Annotated in this window: 15 protein-coding genes; 6 read left to right on the plus strand and 9 right to left on the minus strand. The window is 60.3% G+C overall.

Annotated features, from left to right (window positions below):
- The 5 genes from H6650_09210 (at position 1) to H6650_09230 (ending at position 7,034) form a co-directional block, all read left to right on the plus strand.
- A complete protein-coding gene (locus tag H6650_09210) occupies positions 1-2,178 on the plus strand; it encodes a hypothetical protein (GenBank protein MCB8952174.1) in 2,178 nt (725 codons plus the stop codon).
- Positions 2,179-2,578: 400 nt separating this feature from the next.
- Complete coding sequence (locus H6650_09215) at positions 2,579-3,544, plus strand: phage integrase N-terminal SAM-like domain-containing protein (protein MCB8952175.1); 966 nt, start codon at positions 2,579-2,581, stop codon at positions 3,542-3,544.
- Between the two features lie 494 nt (positions 3,545-4,038).
- Positions 4,039-4,848, plus strand: coding sequence for a mechanosensitive ion channel (locus tag H6650_09220; protein MCB8952176.1), 810 nt, complete (start codon positions 4,039-4,041; stop codon positions 4,846-4,848).
- 18 nt (positions 4,849-4,866) lie between these two features.
- Entirely contained in the window at positions 4,867-6,039 is a 1,173-nt protein-coding gene (locus tag H6650_09225; protein MCB8952177.1) for an SIS domain-containing protein, read from the plus strand.
- Positions 6,036-7,034: a carbohydrate kinase family protein gene (locus H6650_09230; protein MCB8952178.1), complete on the plus strand. Its 999-nt coding sequence runs from the start codon at positions 6,036-6,038 to the stop codon at positions 7,032-7,034. Before H6650_09225 ends, H6650_09230 begins: the two co-directional genes overlap by 4 nt.
- Positions 7,035-7,193: 159 nt before the next feature.
- On the opposite strand, the gene H6650_09235 is transcribed toward H6650_09230, so the two are convergent.
- The 9 genes from H6650_09235 to H6650_09275 form a co-directional block, all read right to left on the minus strand.
- Positions 7,194-7,538: a DUF4342 domain-containing protein gene (locus H6650_09235; GenBank protein MCB8952179.1), complete on the minus strand. Its 345-nt coding sequence runs from the start codon at positions 7,536-7,538 to the stop codon at positions 7,194-7,196.
- Positions 7,539-7,859: 321 nt separating this feature from the next.
- On the minus strand, positions 7,860-9,050 hold the full coding sequence (locus H6650_09240; GenBank protein MCB8952180.1) for an ArsA family ATPase: 1,191 nt from the start codon (positions 9,048-9,050) through the stop codon (positions 7,860-7,862).
- A 190-nt stretch (positions 9,051-9,240) separates the two neighbouring features.
- Positions 9,241-9,591, minus strand: coding sequence for a hypothetical protein (locus H6650_09245; protein ID MCB8952181.1), 351 nt, complete (start codon positions 9,589-9,591; stop codon positions 9,241-9,243).
- 34 nt (positions 9,592-9,625) lie between these two features.
- Positions 9,626-9,907, minus strand: coding sequence for a hypothetical protein (locus H6650_09250; protein MCB8952182.1), 282 nt, complete (start codon positions 9,905-9,907; stop codon positions 9,626-9,628).
- A gap of 366 nt (positions 9,908-10,273) precedes the next feature.
- Positions 10,274-10,486, minus strand: a complete 213-nt coding sequence (locus tag H6650_09255; protein MCB8952183.1) for a four helix bundle protein — start codon at positions 10,484-10,486, stop codon at positions 10,274-10,276.
- Between the two features lie 186 nt (positions 10,487-10,672).
- Positions 10,673-10,819, minus strand: a complete 147-nt coding sequence (locus H6650_09260) for a hypothetical protein (GenBank protein ID MCB8952184.1) — start codon at positions 10,817-10,819, stop codon at positions 10,673-10,675.
- A 324-nt stretch (positions 10,820-11,143) separates the two neighbouring features.
- Positions 11,144-11,548: an SUMF1/EgtB/PvdO family nonheme iron enzyme gene (locus H6650_09265; protein ID MCB8952185.1), complete on the minus strand. Its 405-nt coding sequence runs from the start codon at positions 11,546-11,548 to the stop codon at positions 11,144-11,146.
- Between the two features lie 48 nt (positions 11,549-11,596).
- Positions 11,597-12,367, minus strand: coding sequence for a hypothetical protein (locus H6650_09270; GenBank protein MCB8952186.1), 771 nt, complete (start codon positions 12,365-12,367; stop codon positions 11,597-11,599).
- Positions 12,343-13,374, minus strand: a complete 1,032-nt coding sequence (locus tag H6650_09275; GenBank protein MCB8952187.1) for an NACHT domain-containing protein — start codon at positions 13,372-13,374, stop codon at positions 12,343-12,345. Before H6650_09275 ends, H6650_09270 begins: the two co-directional genes overlap by 25 nt.
- Positions 13,375-13,718: 344 nt before the next feature.
- Here H6650_09275 and H6650_09280 point away from each other — a divergent pair, with 344 nt between their 5' ends.
- Positions 13,719-16,391, plus strand: a complete 2,673-nt coding sequence (locus H6650_09280) for a dynamin family protein (GenBank protein MCB8952188.1) — start codon at positions 13,719-13,721, stop codon at positions 16,389-16,391.
- The last annotated feature ends 45 nt before the right edge of the window (positions 16,392-16,436 follow it).

Raw genomic sequence — 16,436 nt, forward strand, 5'->3', positions numbered from 1 at the left:
ATGCACAAACCGCGCCCCGCCATCCTCATCAGCCTCGGCTTGCTCACCATCCTCTTCCTCGCCGCCGGCCTCTACGTCTTCTTCCACGGACGCAGCCAGAGCCAGGCCATCTCCAGCCAACCGCTGCCCCTGGGCACAGCCCCCGGCGCGCTCCGCCTCACCATCGACGAAACCGGCATCGCCGCCGTCACCCAGCAGGAAGTGCGAGACGCGGGTCTCGTGTTTGAATCATTCGCCCCCGCCGGACTCAGCCTCACCCGCGACGGGCAGCCCATCCCCTTCGCCATTCAAGGAGAAGGGCGCGATGCCACCCTCTACTTCTACGCCCAGGCCATCACCAGCACCACGGAAGCGCCCGCCGTCTACTGGCTGGCTCCGGGCGTGGGCATCAACATGGACGCGGGCGGCAGCGACACCGCCAGCGCCGCCAACACCGCCACCAGCTACGAGGACCGCCGCTGGGAGACCAACACCACTTTTCTGGCACAGGCCAGCGGCCACGATCTCTGGTTGGGACAGCTCATCTTCGCCCCCAGCCAGCAGGAAATCCCCCTCGACGACGTAACCGCCACGGGCGGTCCTGGCATCCTCACCGTGCGCGTATGGGCCAATAATCAGGCTCCCCCCAACCCGGACCATCATCTGGAAATCCTCCTCAACGGTGCGCCGGTTGCCGACCAGTATTGGGAAGGAATCACGGAACAAACCATTGAGGCGAAAGTGCCCGCCGGGCTGCTGCGGTCCAAAGACAATGTCCTCACGCTGTCCGCGCCGGGCGACACGGGCGCGGCAGGGGAACAACTCTACCTGGATTGGATTGCCCTTTCCTACGAAAGCAGTTTGAATGCCGACCAACGCCAGCTACTTTTCGCGCCTTCTGCCGGCATGGTGGACATCCACAACCTGGAGCGACAAAACGGCGTCATCCTGGACATCACCACTCCCGACATCCCCCGTCGCGTCACCCAGGTCAGCCACGAAAACCGCACCGCCCGCTTCCCCGCCCCCGCCGACCACCAATACGCCGCCGCCAACCCGGCAACCTTCCTCAAACCCACCATCAGCCTCGCCCCTTATTGGGAAACTTTGAAAGACCCCAGCCGCGGCGCCCGATACGTCGCCATCGTCGCCGACCTCCCCGGTTTCGCCGAGGCCGTGCAGCCGCTGCTGGACTACCGCCAGCAGCAAGGGTTGTCCGTCACCATGATCCCCGTGGGCCAGATTTACGATGAGTTTGCCTACGGACGACAGACCCCCCAGGCCATCCGCGATTTTCTGGCCTATGCGGTGGCGAACTGGAACCCGGCCCCCCACTTTGTGCTGTTGGCGGGTGATGCGACGTATGATTTGCGGGACTTTAGTGCCGGCAAAAACCGCAACCTCATCCCCACCTACCTCGTCAATACCACCTTCGCCGGCTACGTCGCCAGCGACACCTGGTACACCCTCCTCAGCAACAACACCCTCTCCCCCAGCCTGGCTATTGGCCGCCTGCCCGCCCAAACCCCCGCCGAACTACAAACAATGGTCGAAAAAACCATCAGCTACGAAACCGGCGCCGCCGCCGATTGGAGCAGCCGCGCCCTCCTCGTCGCCGACGACGAACCCAACTTCAGCCTCACCTCCGACAGACTCAGCAGCAGCCTCGCCACGTTTGGCTTCCAAACCGAGAAACTGTACATGGAGCAAAACGACGATACCAACTTCAACAAAGAGGCCATCATTGGGGCCATCAACAACGGCGTCGGCATCCTCAACTACGTCGGGCACGGCAGCATTGAAGTGTGGGGCGACGAAAAAGTGCTGCGCGCCGAAGACGCCGCCACCCTCATCAACTACGCCCGCCTCCCCATCTTCACCACCTTCACCTGCCTCAATGGGTACTTCAACCATCCCCAGGTAGATGCCCTGGCGGAAACCCTGCTCTGGACCCCCGGCGGCGGCATCGTCGCTGCCGTGGCTCCCTCAGGCCGCTCCACCACCACGCAGCAAACGCCGCTCGCCGATGAGTTTTACGGTACGCTGCTCAACAGGGAAACGTTGACGCTCGGCGAGGCGCTGCAAGCGGCAAAGGTCGCCGCCGCCGCCAACCCCGACCTGGCGGATGTGATCCACACCTTCAACCTGCTCGGCGACCCTGCCCTCCATTTCCAACATCCTCACCCCGCCGGCGGCTAAGGCTTTTTCGGAATTTGAAATGTGACTATACAGGTCATCTGCCCAGATTGGACCAATTTGCTCTGGTTGAATCTTATTGATGTCTACAAAATTGGTCCAATCTCTCGGAGACGTGAATAGTTACTTTGAAATATCCTATTCCATACCGAAAAAGCCTCAAGCCAATCCAGAAAATCACGCCTTTTCCGGATCGATATTTTTCTGGATTAGCCAATTCCGCACGTTGTCCCCCGTTTCGCCACGCCAACCCCATCCCCCGCGCTTGCCTATTTGACTTGACCAACACGAACGAATGTGCTACACTCCCTCATAACTATGCGAAAAGTGTGAGGCGAATGCCGGCATTCCTCACCATCCCCAACCACCAACCATCACCCTTTCCCGCAGGAGGTATACACCCATGAGCGACAACCAACAAGCGCCATTACTTACTCCCGAGGAACTTCCACCTGCCGTTAACGCCTTTCCCATCAACGCCAACGCCTCTCTACAGGCGGCACTCGGTCTTTTTCAACAACATATGCAGGAAGAAGGCTTCTCCATCAACACCCAAAAAGCATTTGCCAGCGACATCCGCCTACTGGGCAAATACCTGGGCATCGGCCAACCAGTCGGCGAAATCGGCACCAAAAACCTGAACGACTTCCTCCATTGGCTGACCGAAGAGCGCGGCGTACCCTGCAGCCCCAAAACCTACGCCCGTCGCGTCACCACGCTCAAAGTCTTCTTCGGTTGGCTGCAAGAAAATGGCGTCCTCATCATTGATCCCGCCAATGCCGTCATCCAACGCACAGTACGCAGCCCACTGCCCACCGTGCCGGACGAGGAAGACCTGGCCAAAGCATTGGTAGCGACCGGCGCCTGGCGGCGCGGCGAGGGGGACGCCAAAGGCAAGCCAGATGCACGCCCCCACCTGCTGCTGACGCTGCTGCTGCAAACAGGCATCAAGAAAGGGGAAGCCATGGCCATTGTGCCGAATCATATTGACCGCGGCGATCCGGAACGCCCCATCCTCTTTATTCGCTATAAGAATCCGCGTCTGCGCTACAAAGAGCGCAAGGTGGAACTGGAGCCGGAGTGGCTGCTGACGCTTGATGAATACCTCGATCAATACCGGCCGCCGGATACGCTGTTCACCTGCACAGCTCGTAACCTGGAATACATTCTGCGCGACGTGGGCGAGGCCACCGGTTTGCCACCGGGTTTACTCTCCTTTGAGAACTTGCGTTGGACTTCTGCCTTGCATGATTACCAAAATCAGGTAGAACATGACAAAATCCGTCAGAAATTGGGGTTGTCTAAAGTAACCTGGCGTGAGACACGCGCCAAATTGGCCCAGTTACATGAACTGGCGTCATCCGCCTGAGTGGTTGTCCGCAATTAAATTAGCGGAAATGTGCGGACAGCTTGTCAGTAACCGTCCGTAAAAAGCGTGAAGTTATTTTCGGGCGGTTACTGAGACTGGAGCAGTCTTGAAGACGGTTCCCGTCTGACCACCATGCACTGACTACTATTGCCTCAACAATGTGATTTTGAGGAGTTCGCATCCTCAGATGCGAACGTGCGGCATCTGAGGATGCCGCACGCCTCACCCCTCATTTTTAGGTTGTCGAGGTACTATTTTGCACGGGTTTGCGCTTTGTTCGCGAACAGGTGGCGCGGTTGGTATGACCAATAACAGACGGCCAACTGCCGACGCTTTTCAGGTGAGTCAAAACTCGCCTTCCACCGCATTTTCGAAGGGGACAGCACGCGCCGTCGCGCACCGCCGTCAATGACAACCTCTTCCCGCAAGCTGCTCCCCAGGGCCATCACCTGTGACGAGGCTTCCGGGAAGATTATTTTTAGAGGAGACAACACATGCAAGAAATCTGGCAAAACATGCAGGTATTGATCATCACGTACGGGCTGCGCATCCTCGGCGCTTTGCTGATTCTCGTGCTTGGACGGTGGGCCGCGGGCTTCTTCTCCCGCCTGACGGCAAAGCTCATGCGACAGGCAAAAATGGACACAACGCTGACCCGATTCGCGCAAAGTATCGTGAACGTGGGCATCCTCGTTTTTGCCATTCTGGCCGCCCTGAATGCCGTAGGCATCCAGAACACGTCCATCGTGGCCTTTGTCGGCGCGGCGGGGTTGGCGATTGGGCTGGCGCTGGAAGGGGCGCTGGCGAATTTCGCCGCCGGTGCGCTGATTCTTGTGTTTCGTCCGTTCAAAGTAGGGCAGTTGGTGGAAGTTGCCGGCATTTTCGGCTACGTCGAAGAAATCCAAATCTTTAACACCGTCGTCGTCACACTCGATAACAAAACCGTCATCGTCCCTAACGGACAGGTCACGGGCGGCCCCATCACCAATTACTCGCAGCGTGGCGTCATCCGCCTGGACATGATCTTCGGCATTGGCTACAGTGACGACCTGCGCAAAGCTCAAAACATCCTCCAAGACATCCTGGAAAACGAACCCCTGGTCGTCAAAGAACCTCGCTCCACCGTGGCCGTCATGGAATTGGCCGACAGCAGCGTCAACTTCGCCGTCCGCCCCTACGTCAAGCCCGACGACTATTGGCCCGCCCACTTCGCCATCACCAAACAGGTGAAGCTGCGCTTCGACGCCGAAGGCATCTCCATCCCCTTCCCACAGCGCGACGTACATCTCTTCTCGCAGAACTGACGCGCCTCCTGACCTCTGATGGCTCGCTCACGCTTGCTGCAACACATTGATTCCCTGCCCGCGCTGATGGCCGACCTCATCATGCCATTGGCGCGGGCCGTGGCCGCCGTTGTGCCGGCATCTCGCTGCGCTCAAATTAGCCGTGTCTTCCTCACCGGCTGTGGCGACAGCCACCACGCCGCCGTGGGCGCCGCCCTTGCCTTCCGCCAATTCGCGCACGTCTCCTGCATCCCCCTCACCGCCCTCTCCTGCAGCCGCTACCACGCCCCCTATCTCGCAGATTCCCGCCGCGCCGGTGAAACGGACCTGCTCGTTGCCATTTCCGTCAGCGGCGGTGTCACCCGCACCATTGAAGCACTCGATTTATGCCGGCAGGCAGGCGCATGGACCCTGGCAATCACCGGCAACGACCAAACCCCGCTGGCGCAAGCCGGCGAGAGCGTCATCGAAACCCGCGTCCCCCCACTGCCCGCCGATACCCCCGAGATCGTCGTCCCCGGTATGCGCAGCTACGTTGCCTCCCAGTTGGCCCTCTACCTCCTGGCGATTCAACTGGGACAGGGACGCGGCCACCTAACAAAGATGGCTGCTGATAGTTTGCGTTGGGAAATTGCCGGCATGGCCAACAACGCCGCCCAAACTATCGCCAACTGCGACCCGCGCGCCCACGCGCTCTGCCAAACATGGACAGACGCCACCCACTTCGTCTTCTGCGGCGGCGGCCCCAACTACGGCGCAGCCCTTTTCAACGCCGCCAAAATGCTAGAAGCCAGCGGCGACCCCGCCCTGGCGCAAGACATGGAAGAGTGGGCACATCTGCAATACTTCAGCCGCGAGCCACACACCCCCACCCTCCTCATCTCCGCCGGCGCGGCGGACAACGACCGCGTCCAAGAAATCGCCATCGCCGCCACCACCATCGGCCGGCGCGTCGCCCTCATCGCCCCCACAACCACGGCGGCCGCCGACACCCTCCCCTTACAAAACACCCTCCCCATTGCCGCGCCCGTGCGCGAATGCTTCTCCCCCCTCCTCACCACCTTGCCGGGCGCGCTCCTCGCCGCCCACCGCGCCGCGGAAACCGGCGAACCCTACTTCCGCGCCTTTGGCGGCGGGCGCAGCATCGAAGGCGGCGGCGGCATCTCCCGTATCCGCACCAGCCACCGCCAGACCCGGTTAAACCAGCCATGACCCCCCACTATATCACGGGCGGCGGCCTCCGCGTGGACACCCTCATCACCCAATCTGGCGAAGCAAACATCGGGTTGATTGGCGGCAATGCCCTCTACGCCGCCGTCGGCGCCGCCCTATGGACGGATGGCGTCGGTGTCTGGGCGCGCGTGGGGGCTAATTACCCATTGGACTGGCTGGCACGGCTGACGCACTGGGGATTGGACCACAGCGCCATCATTCGCCTTGCCGGGTCACACGACCACCGCACCTTCTACGCCTACACCCCCACCGGCCAACGCGACGACACCCATCCCGCCGGACACTTTGCCCGTATCGGACAACCGCTGCCCGACTTCCTCCGCGACTACGTTCACTCCACGCCCGGCCAGGATGATCCGCAAGTGTATGAACCATTGGCCTTGCGCGCCGCCGACTGGCCCCAAACGCTCACCGCCGTGGCCGCCGTCCACCTCTCCCCGCTCTCCATCTGCTCGCACCGCGATCTGCCCCCCTTCCTCCGCAGTCAAAATGTACCTCAGATCACCGTTGATCCCGGCGAACGATACATGACGCCCGCGCTGGCGGACCACATCCGCCACTTCTTACCACATATCTCCGCCTTTTTGCCCAGCGACCAGGAGATACGCTCCCTCTTTGGCGATAGCACTCCCCTGGAGGACGCCGCCCGAACACTTGGCGAGTGGGGCGCGCCCCTCGTCATCATCAAGCGAGGCGCGGATGGCGTACTCCTCTACGAGCGCGACCCGGCGCGGCTGACGACCGTGCCCGCCTTCCACGCGGCGCGCGACCGGCGCGTCGTCGATGTCACCGGCGCCGGAGACGCCTTTTGCGGCGGCTTCATGATAGGCTTGCGGCAAACAGGCGATCCCCTACGCGCCGTCCACTACGGCCTCGTCTCCGCCTCCCTCGTCATCGAAGGATACGGCGCACTCTACGCCCTCAGCCGTGGACCAAAGGTCGCCCACGAACGCCTCGCCACCATCACGCTATAAATCCAGAAACAACCTGGCGGTGCAGGAACGAAGTTCCTTTGGGGAACTTCATTCCTTGCCCAAAGGCCGCGCGCATCCGCATCCCCCCTAAAAACTGCCCCAAAACAAAACGACCAGCGCAAAGGCTGGTCGTCAAAGTTGTGTGGTTGGGAGAGGGAGTTAAGCCGCTTGCGCCTTCTCCACACGCACCACCAGAATCGCGTGATCCGTGGCCAGCGCCGCCACAATCGCCAGCGCCGCGTAAGTAGGCAGCAAGGCAATGCCACCCAGACCCATCAGCAAGGGCACTTGCAACAGCGTCGTGCCGTCCTTCTTGCGGATAACAACACGTCGCACGCCGGCCTCGTGTACCAACTTCTTCACCGTCTCCACGAGTTCGCCCGCGGCTACGTTCATCTCTTCGGTCCAGGTCTTCCCGGCTTCGGTCTCCGCGTGCGTGCCCATTTCTTCTTCCATCTTAATCTGCTCAACATTAATTTCGTCTTGCATCACATTGTCACTCATTATTACTCTCCTTCGAAAATGTAGGGCGATTTTCCAAATCGCCCGCCCGATTTGGAAAATCGGGCTACGATGGCGCATCATTTTCATTCATAGTGGTCGGCGACAGCCGGTGAAGTCTCCTCTGAAATGATCTTCCCGGAAGCTTCGTCACAGATAATGGTCCTGGGTAACAGATTCCGGGAAGATGTTCTCATTGAATGTTGGGCGATTTTCCAAATCGCCCGCCCGATTTGGAAAATCGGGCTACGACGGCACATCATTACAGGGCAAGGTTTACACACGCTTTACGCGCATCCGCCTGTTAAGTTGCGCACCCGCGCATCAGCCAACGGACGTTTCTTCAACCACCTCCGGCGGCGCGAAGCCGATCTCCAGCGTACCACCAACAAGCTGCCCACCGGTTGCCTTGCGCCGCGCCAGCACCACGGGCAGGATCATCTCCCGCTTGAAGTTGCCCACGGTGATAAACAACTCATCTCCCCGTTTGCGCAGCTTAACGTCGCTCCCCGTGACAAAAGGCAACGGCAGGCGCAGCGTACAGGAGCCATCCTCATGCTCCAGGATTTCCTGCAGTTGTCCCTGGTAGAAAATCTGCGCCGGGTCTTGCCCCTGGAAGCAGTCGTACGCCAGGCGGCTGAGCATCTGCAGCCCGACCACTTCTTCCGCGTAATACGGCGCGTACCATAGCGGCAACGGCGCGAAATTGGCCTTAATCAAGTCCAGATAGCGCGCCTGAATCTCCCGCTGCTTGCGGTAAAACTCGCCCGCGTCGTCCGTTGGCGGCAGCACCCGGTTGACGACGACGCTGTCCACGGGATAGCCGAACAGCCCCAGGTAGCTGACGGCGCGCTCTGCTTCGCGCACGACCATCTTTTCCGGCTGCACCACGACGCGGTAGCTGCTGATGGCCGGGTTGCTTAACGTTTTGCGCAGTTCGCCCGTGGCCTCGTCCAGCCGCCGCACCGATTCCATCAGTTCCGCGGGACCGCGCAACAGGCGACCCGCGATCGGCTTCAGGGTACGGATGACGCCCTGCTCAAATTTGGACAAATGCCCCACGTACCAGCGGAACGTATCCGGCATGGTCAGCAGGCGAATCGTCTCCCCCGTGGGCGCGGCGTCAATGATCACGCGGTCGAAGTTCTTCTCCCGCGCCTGTTTATCAATGTGCAGCAGGCTGACGATCTCATCCATGCCGGGGAAGGCGGAGAGTTCGTCGGCAACGACGCGGTTCAGGCCCGCCCCCTGCACTGTTTTAGCCACAAATCCTTGTAGCACGTCCCAATAGTTGTAGATGTCGGCGACGACGCTGATTTCTTGCGCCCACAGATTGTCCGTCACCTGGATGGGTTTGTCGCCCAGGGGCAGGTCCAGCGAGTCCGCCAGACTGTGGGCGATGTCCGTGCTGGCCACCAGGGTTTTGTAGCCCAATTCGGCGCTGCGCAACGCGGTGGCCGCCGCCACCGTTGTCTTGCCCACGCCCCCTTTGCCCAAATACAGTATGATCCGCATCAAATTCACCATTCACCCATTCAGCAATTCACCAATTAAGGGTTTGTCCAAAATTAACTTTGGATAATCCAACAAGCAAGAACCCTTCCAGCGCATCCGTCATTTCCAAATCTTAAATACGGATGCGCCCTAATCATTCCCTACCACGCCCGCACTCGGCATGAGACACCCCCGAACCACCAAAGGCCAGTCACAATACGTATTGTAGCGGAAAGCGTTGCGGGGGCACGATCCGGTGCCGCGTCAAAACGTCGCGGCGCAATCCGATCGTGTTGCCGAAGCGCGCGTGGTTGAGCCACCCCTGTACCGAAGCCATCACCGCCGCCAGGAGCAAATCGCCGTTTTGGTAATCCACCAGCAAGCGGCGAAATTTGCGCCAACAGTAAAGAACACGACGGCGTTTTAGTCGCCGCTGTCGCGGAAAAACGACGAACCCCAAAAAAGGTATCCCTTCCGTCACGGGCTTGGGGTGCGCCCCACGGTGCGTCGTCATCCTGATGCGCGCCAGCCATCGTTCGGCAGCCTCTTTCCACGCCCACAACTCTGATCTACTATCTGAAAACAGCAGCGCGTCATCAACATGGCGAACGTAGGCCAGGCAGCGCAACTCCCGCTTCACAAAGTGGTCGAACGGATTGGGGAGCGGCGCTGATCAAGCGTCTTTTGGGTTCGTGGATGTGAAAGCTGTTGTAGGGACCGGGGCGGTAGGTGCACGTCTGTAGTTCCTGCTGTAACTGGAGCAGGTTATCTTCCAGGCGATGCTCAAAGAGAGCCACGTTGGGGTGGCCCCGTTTGCCTTTGCTCGCTTTGCGATAAGCCAGCAGCAGGTTGTCCCAGCTCGTCAATTGTGTGTACATGGCAGACAGGGCGATTTAGAAAATCGCCCTACAGAGTTGCGCCAGGCGTCAAAAAAAGCCCCATCCCAGGGACGAACCGGGGGGATGGGGCCGTTGTTATTCGCCCGGGCGGCAATAAAGCCGGCCCGGCCAGGAACAGGCCCCGCCATTTATCAACCGCGTCCAGGAAGGAAACCCCGCCTGGCATTTCTGGTAGGGACAAATGTGGACACCGCCAGCCGCACCCCGTTGTTCCTGTTGTGATTGTTCGGGTTGTTCCTGTTGCGGAACGAGCAGCGGTCTTGTGAGCCTGCCCCCGCAAAACGGCGTCGCCGCCGTGTTTGCCTGGTGCAACATCTTCCTGGAAGCGGGTAGCTTCCGGGAAGGTCAGGAGACGCTTTTTAGCCATCCACCGAGCATACGCCCGATTTCTACTTCCATTTCCGCGACATGACGGTACTGGCCGGGGGAAAGCCACCCCATGCGCGCCGCCAGCCGCAGATAGAGACGCACACGAGCCAGGGATTCGTCAGCCAGCAGCAGCCTTTCCCGCCGCGCCGCGCCTTTATGTAGATTAGCCTCTTCCAGCCGTTCGCGCAAGTCAAAAGCAATCAGGGTGCGCGGAACTTTTGTTGATAACCCAGAAGCCCATTGTCTCTCACAGAAATACGGGGAACACAAGTTGGTTCCGCCCGAGTCGAGGGCGTCGCCTCGGCGCTGCGCGCCCGGCGCGGGGCGCGAAGCGCCCTGGCGCGGAACAGTATTCGCCCCACAAAAATGACGGTGTCAACAAAAACCCCGCGCACCCGCCGAATCAAGCAGCCGCTGTGTGAAGGTGTGACGGTAGACACGCGGGAAATGGTTGGTGACCGGCATCAGCCAGACCAGGAAATCAAACGTGCGCGTGAAAATCGGTATTTCTTCCCTTGTCACAAGATTCTCCTGTGTAAACAATCTTCCCGGAAGCCCATTCACAGATGATGGCCCTGGGTAACAGCTTCCGGGAAGATGCTTACCGGCCGACGTTGAGGGGGAAACCCCCTCAAACTCCCCCCAAAAAAGATCAAAGACCAAAGGGGCAAAGGTCAAAGGGAAATGGGGACACCGCCAGCCGCACCCCGTCGTACCTGGAGTGGTTGTACGGGTAGCGCCTGAGGCGGAACGAGCAGCGGGCGCGAGCATTGTTTGCATAATATGCGCCGCCGCGAAGGACGCGCGGGACGGTGGCGCCCGCGGCCAAATCCTCCCGCTTCCCATTCAACTGGTACGAGTACACCTGCCAATGGCGCGCGTCCACTCCCACACGTTGCCGCTCATCTCCAGACAGCCATAAGGGGTCTCGCCGCGCGGGAACGCGCCCACGGCGTTGGTCTCGCCGACGCCGCCTTCCTCTGTATTGGCCTTGCCCGCGTCGAAGTCGTCGCCCCAGGGATAGCGGCGGCGCGGCAGCGGGTTTTCCTCCAAAGCAGGCGCGCCGGGCGCGGGGGCGAAATCGGCGTCGGCCGCGGCGCGTATGTGCGCCGCACCGGGCGCGGGAATGAGCAACCCGCCGCGCGCCCCCTTCTCCCACTCTACCTCCGAGGGCAGCGTTACAACGCAGCCTGCAGGCAGCCGCTCCCGCCACAATTCCGTCAACCAACGGCAAAAAAAACAACGCTTCATACCACGTAATCCAGCGCACAGGTCGGTTTGGCGCATCGCGTAAACTGTCTACATCCACAACCCTGTGTCCTGTTGCTTCCACGAACAGGCGATACCGGGCCACAGTGACGGGATAGCGCGCCAACCGTCATCATCCAGCCGCGCCGCCAGCGCGTCCACCACAGGCTGTGGGTCGCTCTGCCCTTTTTGCGCCACGGCCACCGCCGCCAGGTACTCCTGAAACGTCAGATGCAGGAAACCATATGTCCCCTGCCCCCGCTCCACCAACAAACCGGCGTGGTCGCGGGCATCCTGTAAGAACTGTTTCGCCGCCTTTTCTGGCTCCGGCCATCCCCGTTCATGGCAAATGGCCGTCAACTGCCGCCGCAGCACCTGCTGCTTCACCAATCCCACGCCCGGACTGGTTTCGTGCATCCACAGTGCCAACGGCGCCAGCACTTTCAGCGTTTCCCCGGGGTCCAGGCTGTGGATCGCGGGCGCATCCAGACCGCGCGCCAGGTTCCAATGCTGCAAGAGGGTACGCACATACTGCTCATACAGTTCAACTCGTCGTTCCGGCAGCGTCACCCCTTGCCGCTTCATCAACGCCAGAATCGTCAGCAGCAGTGGGTTGGCCGCCAACCGGCGCACGCCGGGATTATTGTTAATCGCCGCCAGTAAATCTCCTTTTTCCCGCGCCGCCGCTTGCGCCGCTAATTCCGCGTGATCCTGCGCCGCCCACTCAATGGCCGCCGTCCACTTCTCCACAAACGTTTCCTTTTCCGCCTGGTCAAAATCATCCAGGGTGCATTCCATCACCCCCGCGACGGTGGGGCGCACCTCGCGGTAGCCAACAATGCGACTGGTAAGGATAAATTTATTCCCTGCTGCTGCCAATAGCTGAAAAACTGTGCCACCCGCTCCACCACGCGCCGCCGCTGGCCCGGGTCCTTCACCTCGTCCAGCCCATCCAGCAGCAACAACGCGCGCCCTTCGCCCAGCGCCGCCCTTAACAACCGTTCCAGCGGCAAATCGCGCCCGACAAGTCCCTGATAATAGGCGGCAATGAAATCCACCAGGGCCAGGTCCCGCCGCGTCAACTGGTTGGCGTAGGCGGACAGCGGCAACAGTACAGGCAATCGCTGACCCAACCCCACATCTTGCCCCAAAGCCAGGCAGAGCGCCAAGTATTTGAGGAACGTCGTCTTGCCCGCGCCAGGGTCCCCCAGAATAATAAGACCCGGATGCTGCAGCAGCAGCGCCAATACCGGCTGCGGTTCACTCACGCGGCGGCCAATCGCTTCCTGCTCTTCCTCGCTGGCCAGTCGCCCCGCCAGGCGTAGGTCTCGCGCCCACGTTTCCCCTTCAGGCAGCTCAATCCGTGCCCGCAAGGGCACGTACATTTGCAACAGCGGCAAGCGCAGCGGTACGCGATCCACAACGCCCATACCTTTGAACTCCAGGTATTGATACCGATTTGCCAAAGTCCGCAAATACTGTTCCGTCGCCTGGTGCATGTCGGTCGCCGCAAATCCGCTGATACCGTCCAGGAACACGGCTGCCGCCTCTTGCGTGAGGAGATTGACATTGACTTCGCCCATGATCAGACTGCCGGTGTTCTGGATCGCTTGAGCCCCAGTTCCCGTGGCTACAACGGATTCGACGACCCCCGGCGCTTCTCCTTCACCGCTCAACTTGCCGGCCAGGACAAGCGTATCCAGCACGCCTGAAAGTCCCGCCAACACCGCCGCAAACACAATGCCGAAGACAATCAGCGCATTATTCCAGGGCGCGGGCAGCAACGGTTGCACGGCCAGGGTCAAGATCAGCAGCATCAATGTAGGCACAAATATCAGCCCTGCCGCTATCAGCCATGTTCGCTTTTTTATGGCAGGCTTCCTTTCTTTATCTGGCTCTGGATTGTTCATGGACAGCACCTCACAAGAAACACGACGTTGGGCGACACCATTAAACCCCGCTACGGGAGGAACATCAATGCGCTAAAAACCGGGTTTTTGATAAAAACCCGGTTTTTCACGGGTGATCGCAACCTTTCCGCCTTGACCGCGTAAAGGGGATGAATTTATCAGCCCAGAATAATGGCTGGATGGGTTCCGCTGGCGATAGCGCCCCATCTGGAAAACAGAGCGTCATATGGACCTCGCTCCCCAGTTCCAGGAGAACGGACAAGATGCCCAAGAAACAAACCGACAAATATAGCGAATTGGCTTCATCCCTTTCCACTTTGCCCCATATCAGTCCGACGCAGGTGGAACAGTGGGTGGCGCTACAGCGGGCCATTGACAACACCCGCGACTACCTCATTCGCGCCGTGCCCCAGGCGCGGCACAGCATCGACGAAGCGCAGAAAATTTTAGAGCAGCGCACCTACACGCTGGTCTTTTTTGGCGGCACCGGCGTGGGCAAGAGCACCCTGATCAACGCCCTGCTGGGGCGTAACTTGCTGCCCACGGGGGCGGTGACGGCGGTCACGGGCACGATTGTGTACATCGAACAGACCGCCGCCAATGAAGCGGAGTCGTTAACGCTGACCTACTGGACGGCGGACGAGTTCGCGGAGCGGGTCCGTCGTCTGTGTCAACTGAGCGAGTTGGAGGGATTCGACATCACGAACGATGAGGAGCGAAAGCAGGCGCGGGAGACAATTGAAGGCATCATCGAAAATACGCGGGATGAAGCGAAGACGGAGCGGGATGAGTATCTGGAGATTTTGCTGGACTGCATTAGCACATGGGAGCAGCACCGCGACATGTACGCCAACGGCGTGGCCGCGCCCCGTTCGCTGCCGTTGGATAGCGAAAACGCGCTGAAGAATTTGCGCGAGGATGGGTTCAAGGGGAGCAGCGAGCGACAAATTCGCCTGGTGCGCTCGGCCACGTTCCGCATTCAACCGCGCAGCGGCATTCCCGACATCCTCATGAACGGCTATTTGCGCATCGTGGATGTGCCCGGCCTGGGTGCCGGCATGAAGTTGCACGAGGCGATTACGTTGGAAGAAATGAAGCGGGAAGACGCGATGATCGTGATGGTGACGGACGCAGGACGGCAGCGCGTAGACGAAATGAAGTCCATGTCCGCTGTGCATTGGATCAAGGAGAATCGCCTTTATGGACTCAGCGGCGGCGACCTGGACGAAGCAGCGGCGAAAATCTTCCTGGCCGTGAACGGCGGCAACATCCGTCAGGCGTTTGATCGCCTCAATTCCGGTCTACCGGAAGCGGAACTGGAAGTGAAGGAAGTCACGCGCTACATTGCGCCCAACTACTGGGACCGCTACCGCGAGCGCGGCAATCACCGCCCTTACTTCCTGATCATGGCGCCGCCCGCGCTTTACTTGCAGGACCCGGACCACGCGCCGGCGGAGTTCGCCAGCGAGACAGAGCGCATCGCCAAGGTGTTTAAGGACCAGTTGGGGCCGGTGGACATCAGCGATCCGCTGCACCCGGATACAAAGGCGGCCCTGCTGGAATTGAGCGAAGTGCCGCTGCTGCGCGACAATCTGATCACGTTTATTCAGAACGAACGAGTGCGCGGGCAACTGCGCGAGGCGGCCACGCGCATTCGGAACGCACTGCACGCGCTGCGTCTGTATTACGAGCAGCAGTTGGGCAACCGGGGGGTGCATCCACCGTTTGCCAGCAGTTGGGAGACGATGCAAGAGCGGCGGTTTGAGAATGTGCTGCTGCGGCAGCAGAAGGCGCTGCCGCGGGCGTTCCACGATGCGCTGCTGGAACTGAGCCAGCGCACGAACAGCGATACGCGCTTCCGCGATTTGCTGCGCCCGACCCTGAGCGGGGTGAAGCGCATGGTGCAGGACGCGGTGCAGCGGGAGGTGGATACGCTGCTGGAGAGTTATGGCACGACGCATTGGGATGATCGGGATGTGATGTATGACAATCTGGTGTGGGGAAGTGCCGGCATTGAAGTCCCCATCAAGCGCATTCTCTACCAGGTCGAACTCGTCATGCAGGACAGCATCTCCCTCTTCATGCCGGAAATCGCCGAAATTATGGCGGGCGAACTACAGCGCACGTTGGAGGCGCACGACATCCTGACCCGTTTGCAGCGGGCCAGCTATGAGCAGGCATACACATACGCCCTGCCGGATGCGCCGGGTGAGGCACTGACCCTGGACGACGCCTACCGCCGTATTGTGCAACGTGTGGGGGTGAATTTCCGCGAAGTATGCCGGCAGGCAACCATGTACGAACTCGTCAAACCGGAACGCTCCATCAACCACCGCCTGGAAATGGGCGAGAAAGAGGTCACCCTCGCGGATAACGACCGCATCCTGGACCTGGCTCTGCACGGCCCCGCCGAAGTGCGGCGCGAAGTCGTGGCTGAGGCGCAATCTATCCTGGCGCGGCACGCGACCACGGACACCGCGCCCACGCCCGCGCCAACAGCCATCGCCGAAGATGAATTCGAGATCAACATCCTGGATACACCGCCCGCCGCCGACTTCACCATCAAGTTCCCCGGCGAGGAAAGCGCCTTCAGCCGCGCCGACCTGGATGTAGACCTCGGTCCCAGCTACGCGGACAAACTGGACAACATCGGCCAGAAAACGCGCGCGATTTTCCAATCCATCATGGATGACCTGTTCAGCGACGACGAACTGCTGCCACGGCTGCGCCGTCTCTTCTGGCTGGAAGCAACCAAAGCGGAGCGGGACTTCAATAATCATCTGGTGAAACCCATGCTGCGCCAGCATGACCGCAAATTGTACGACGCCGACCTGCGCACGGCGATGGAAGTGGACCTGGAATCCGTCTCCGACCTGGAAGAGCTGATGCGCGTCTGGGAAGGACTGCATAAGCTGGAAAGCAATCTGGCGGTTTGAAAAAGCAGAAGAGAAAGATAGAAGGCGGAAGGGAAAAAGGTTAAG

It is taken from the genome of Ardenticatenales bacterium, from assembly GCA_020634515.1.
GTDB lineage: Bacteria > Chloroflexota > Anaerolineae > Promineifilales > Promineifilaceae > JAGVTM01.

Coding starts and splice junctions, on each gene's coding strand:
- H6650_09230 (MCB8952178.1), top strand. CDS start 6,036: ATGACCCCCCACTATATCACGGGCGGCGGCCTCCGCGTGGACACCCTC.
- H6650_09250 (MCB8952182.1), bottom strand. CDS start 9,907: ATGTACACACAATTGACGAGCTGGGACAACCTGCTGCTGGCTTATCGC.
- H6650_09225 (MCB8952177.1), top strand. CDS start 4,867: ATGGCTCGCTCACGCTTGCTGCAACACATTGATTCCCTGCCCGCGCTG.
- H6650_09215 (MCB8952175.1), top strand. CDS start 2,579: ATGAGCGACAACCAACAAGCGCCATTACTTACTCCCGAGGAACTTCCA.
- H6650_09235 (MCB8952179.1), bottom strand. CDS start 7,538: ATGAGTGACAATGTGATGCAAGACGAAATTAATGTTGAGCAGATTAAG.
- H6650_09280 (MCB8952188.1), top strand. CDS start 13,719: ATGCCCAAGAAACAAACCGACAAATATAGCGAATTGGCTTCATCCCTT.
- H6650_09265 (MCB8952185.1), bottom strand. CDS start 11,548: ATGAAGCGTTGTTTTTTTTGCCGTTGGTTGACGGAATTGTGGCGGGAG.
- H6650_09220 (MCB8952176.1), top strand. CDS start 4,039: ATGCAAGAAATCTGGCAAAACATGCAGGTATTGATCATCACGTACGGG.
- H6650_09210 (MCB8952174.1), top strand. CDS start 1: ATGCACAAACCGCGCCCCGCCATCCTCATCAGCCTCGGCTTGCTCACC.
- H6650_09240 (MCB8952180.1), bottom strand. CDS start 9,050: ATGCGGATCATACTGTATTTGGGCAAAGGGGGCGTGGGCAAGACAACG.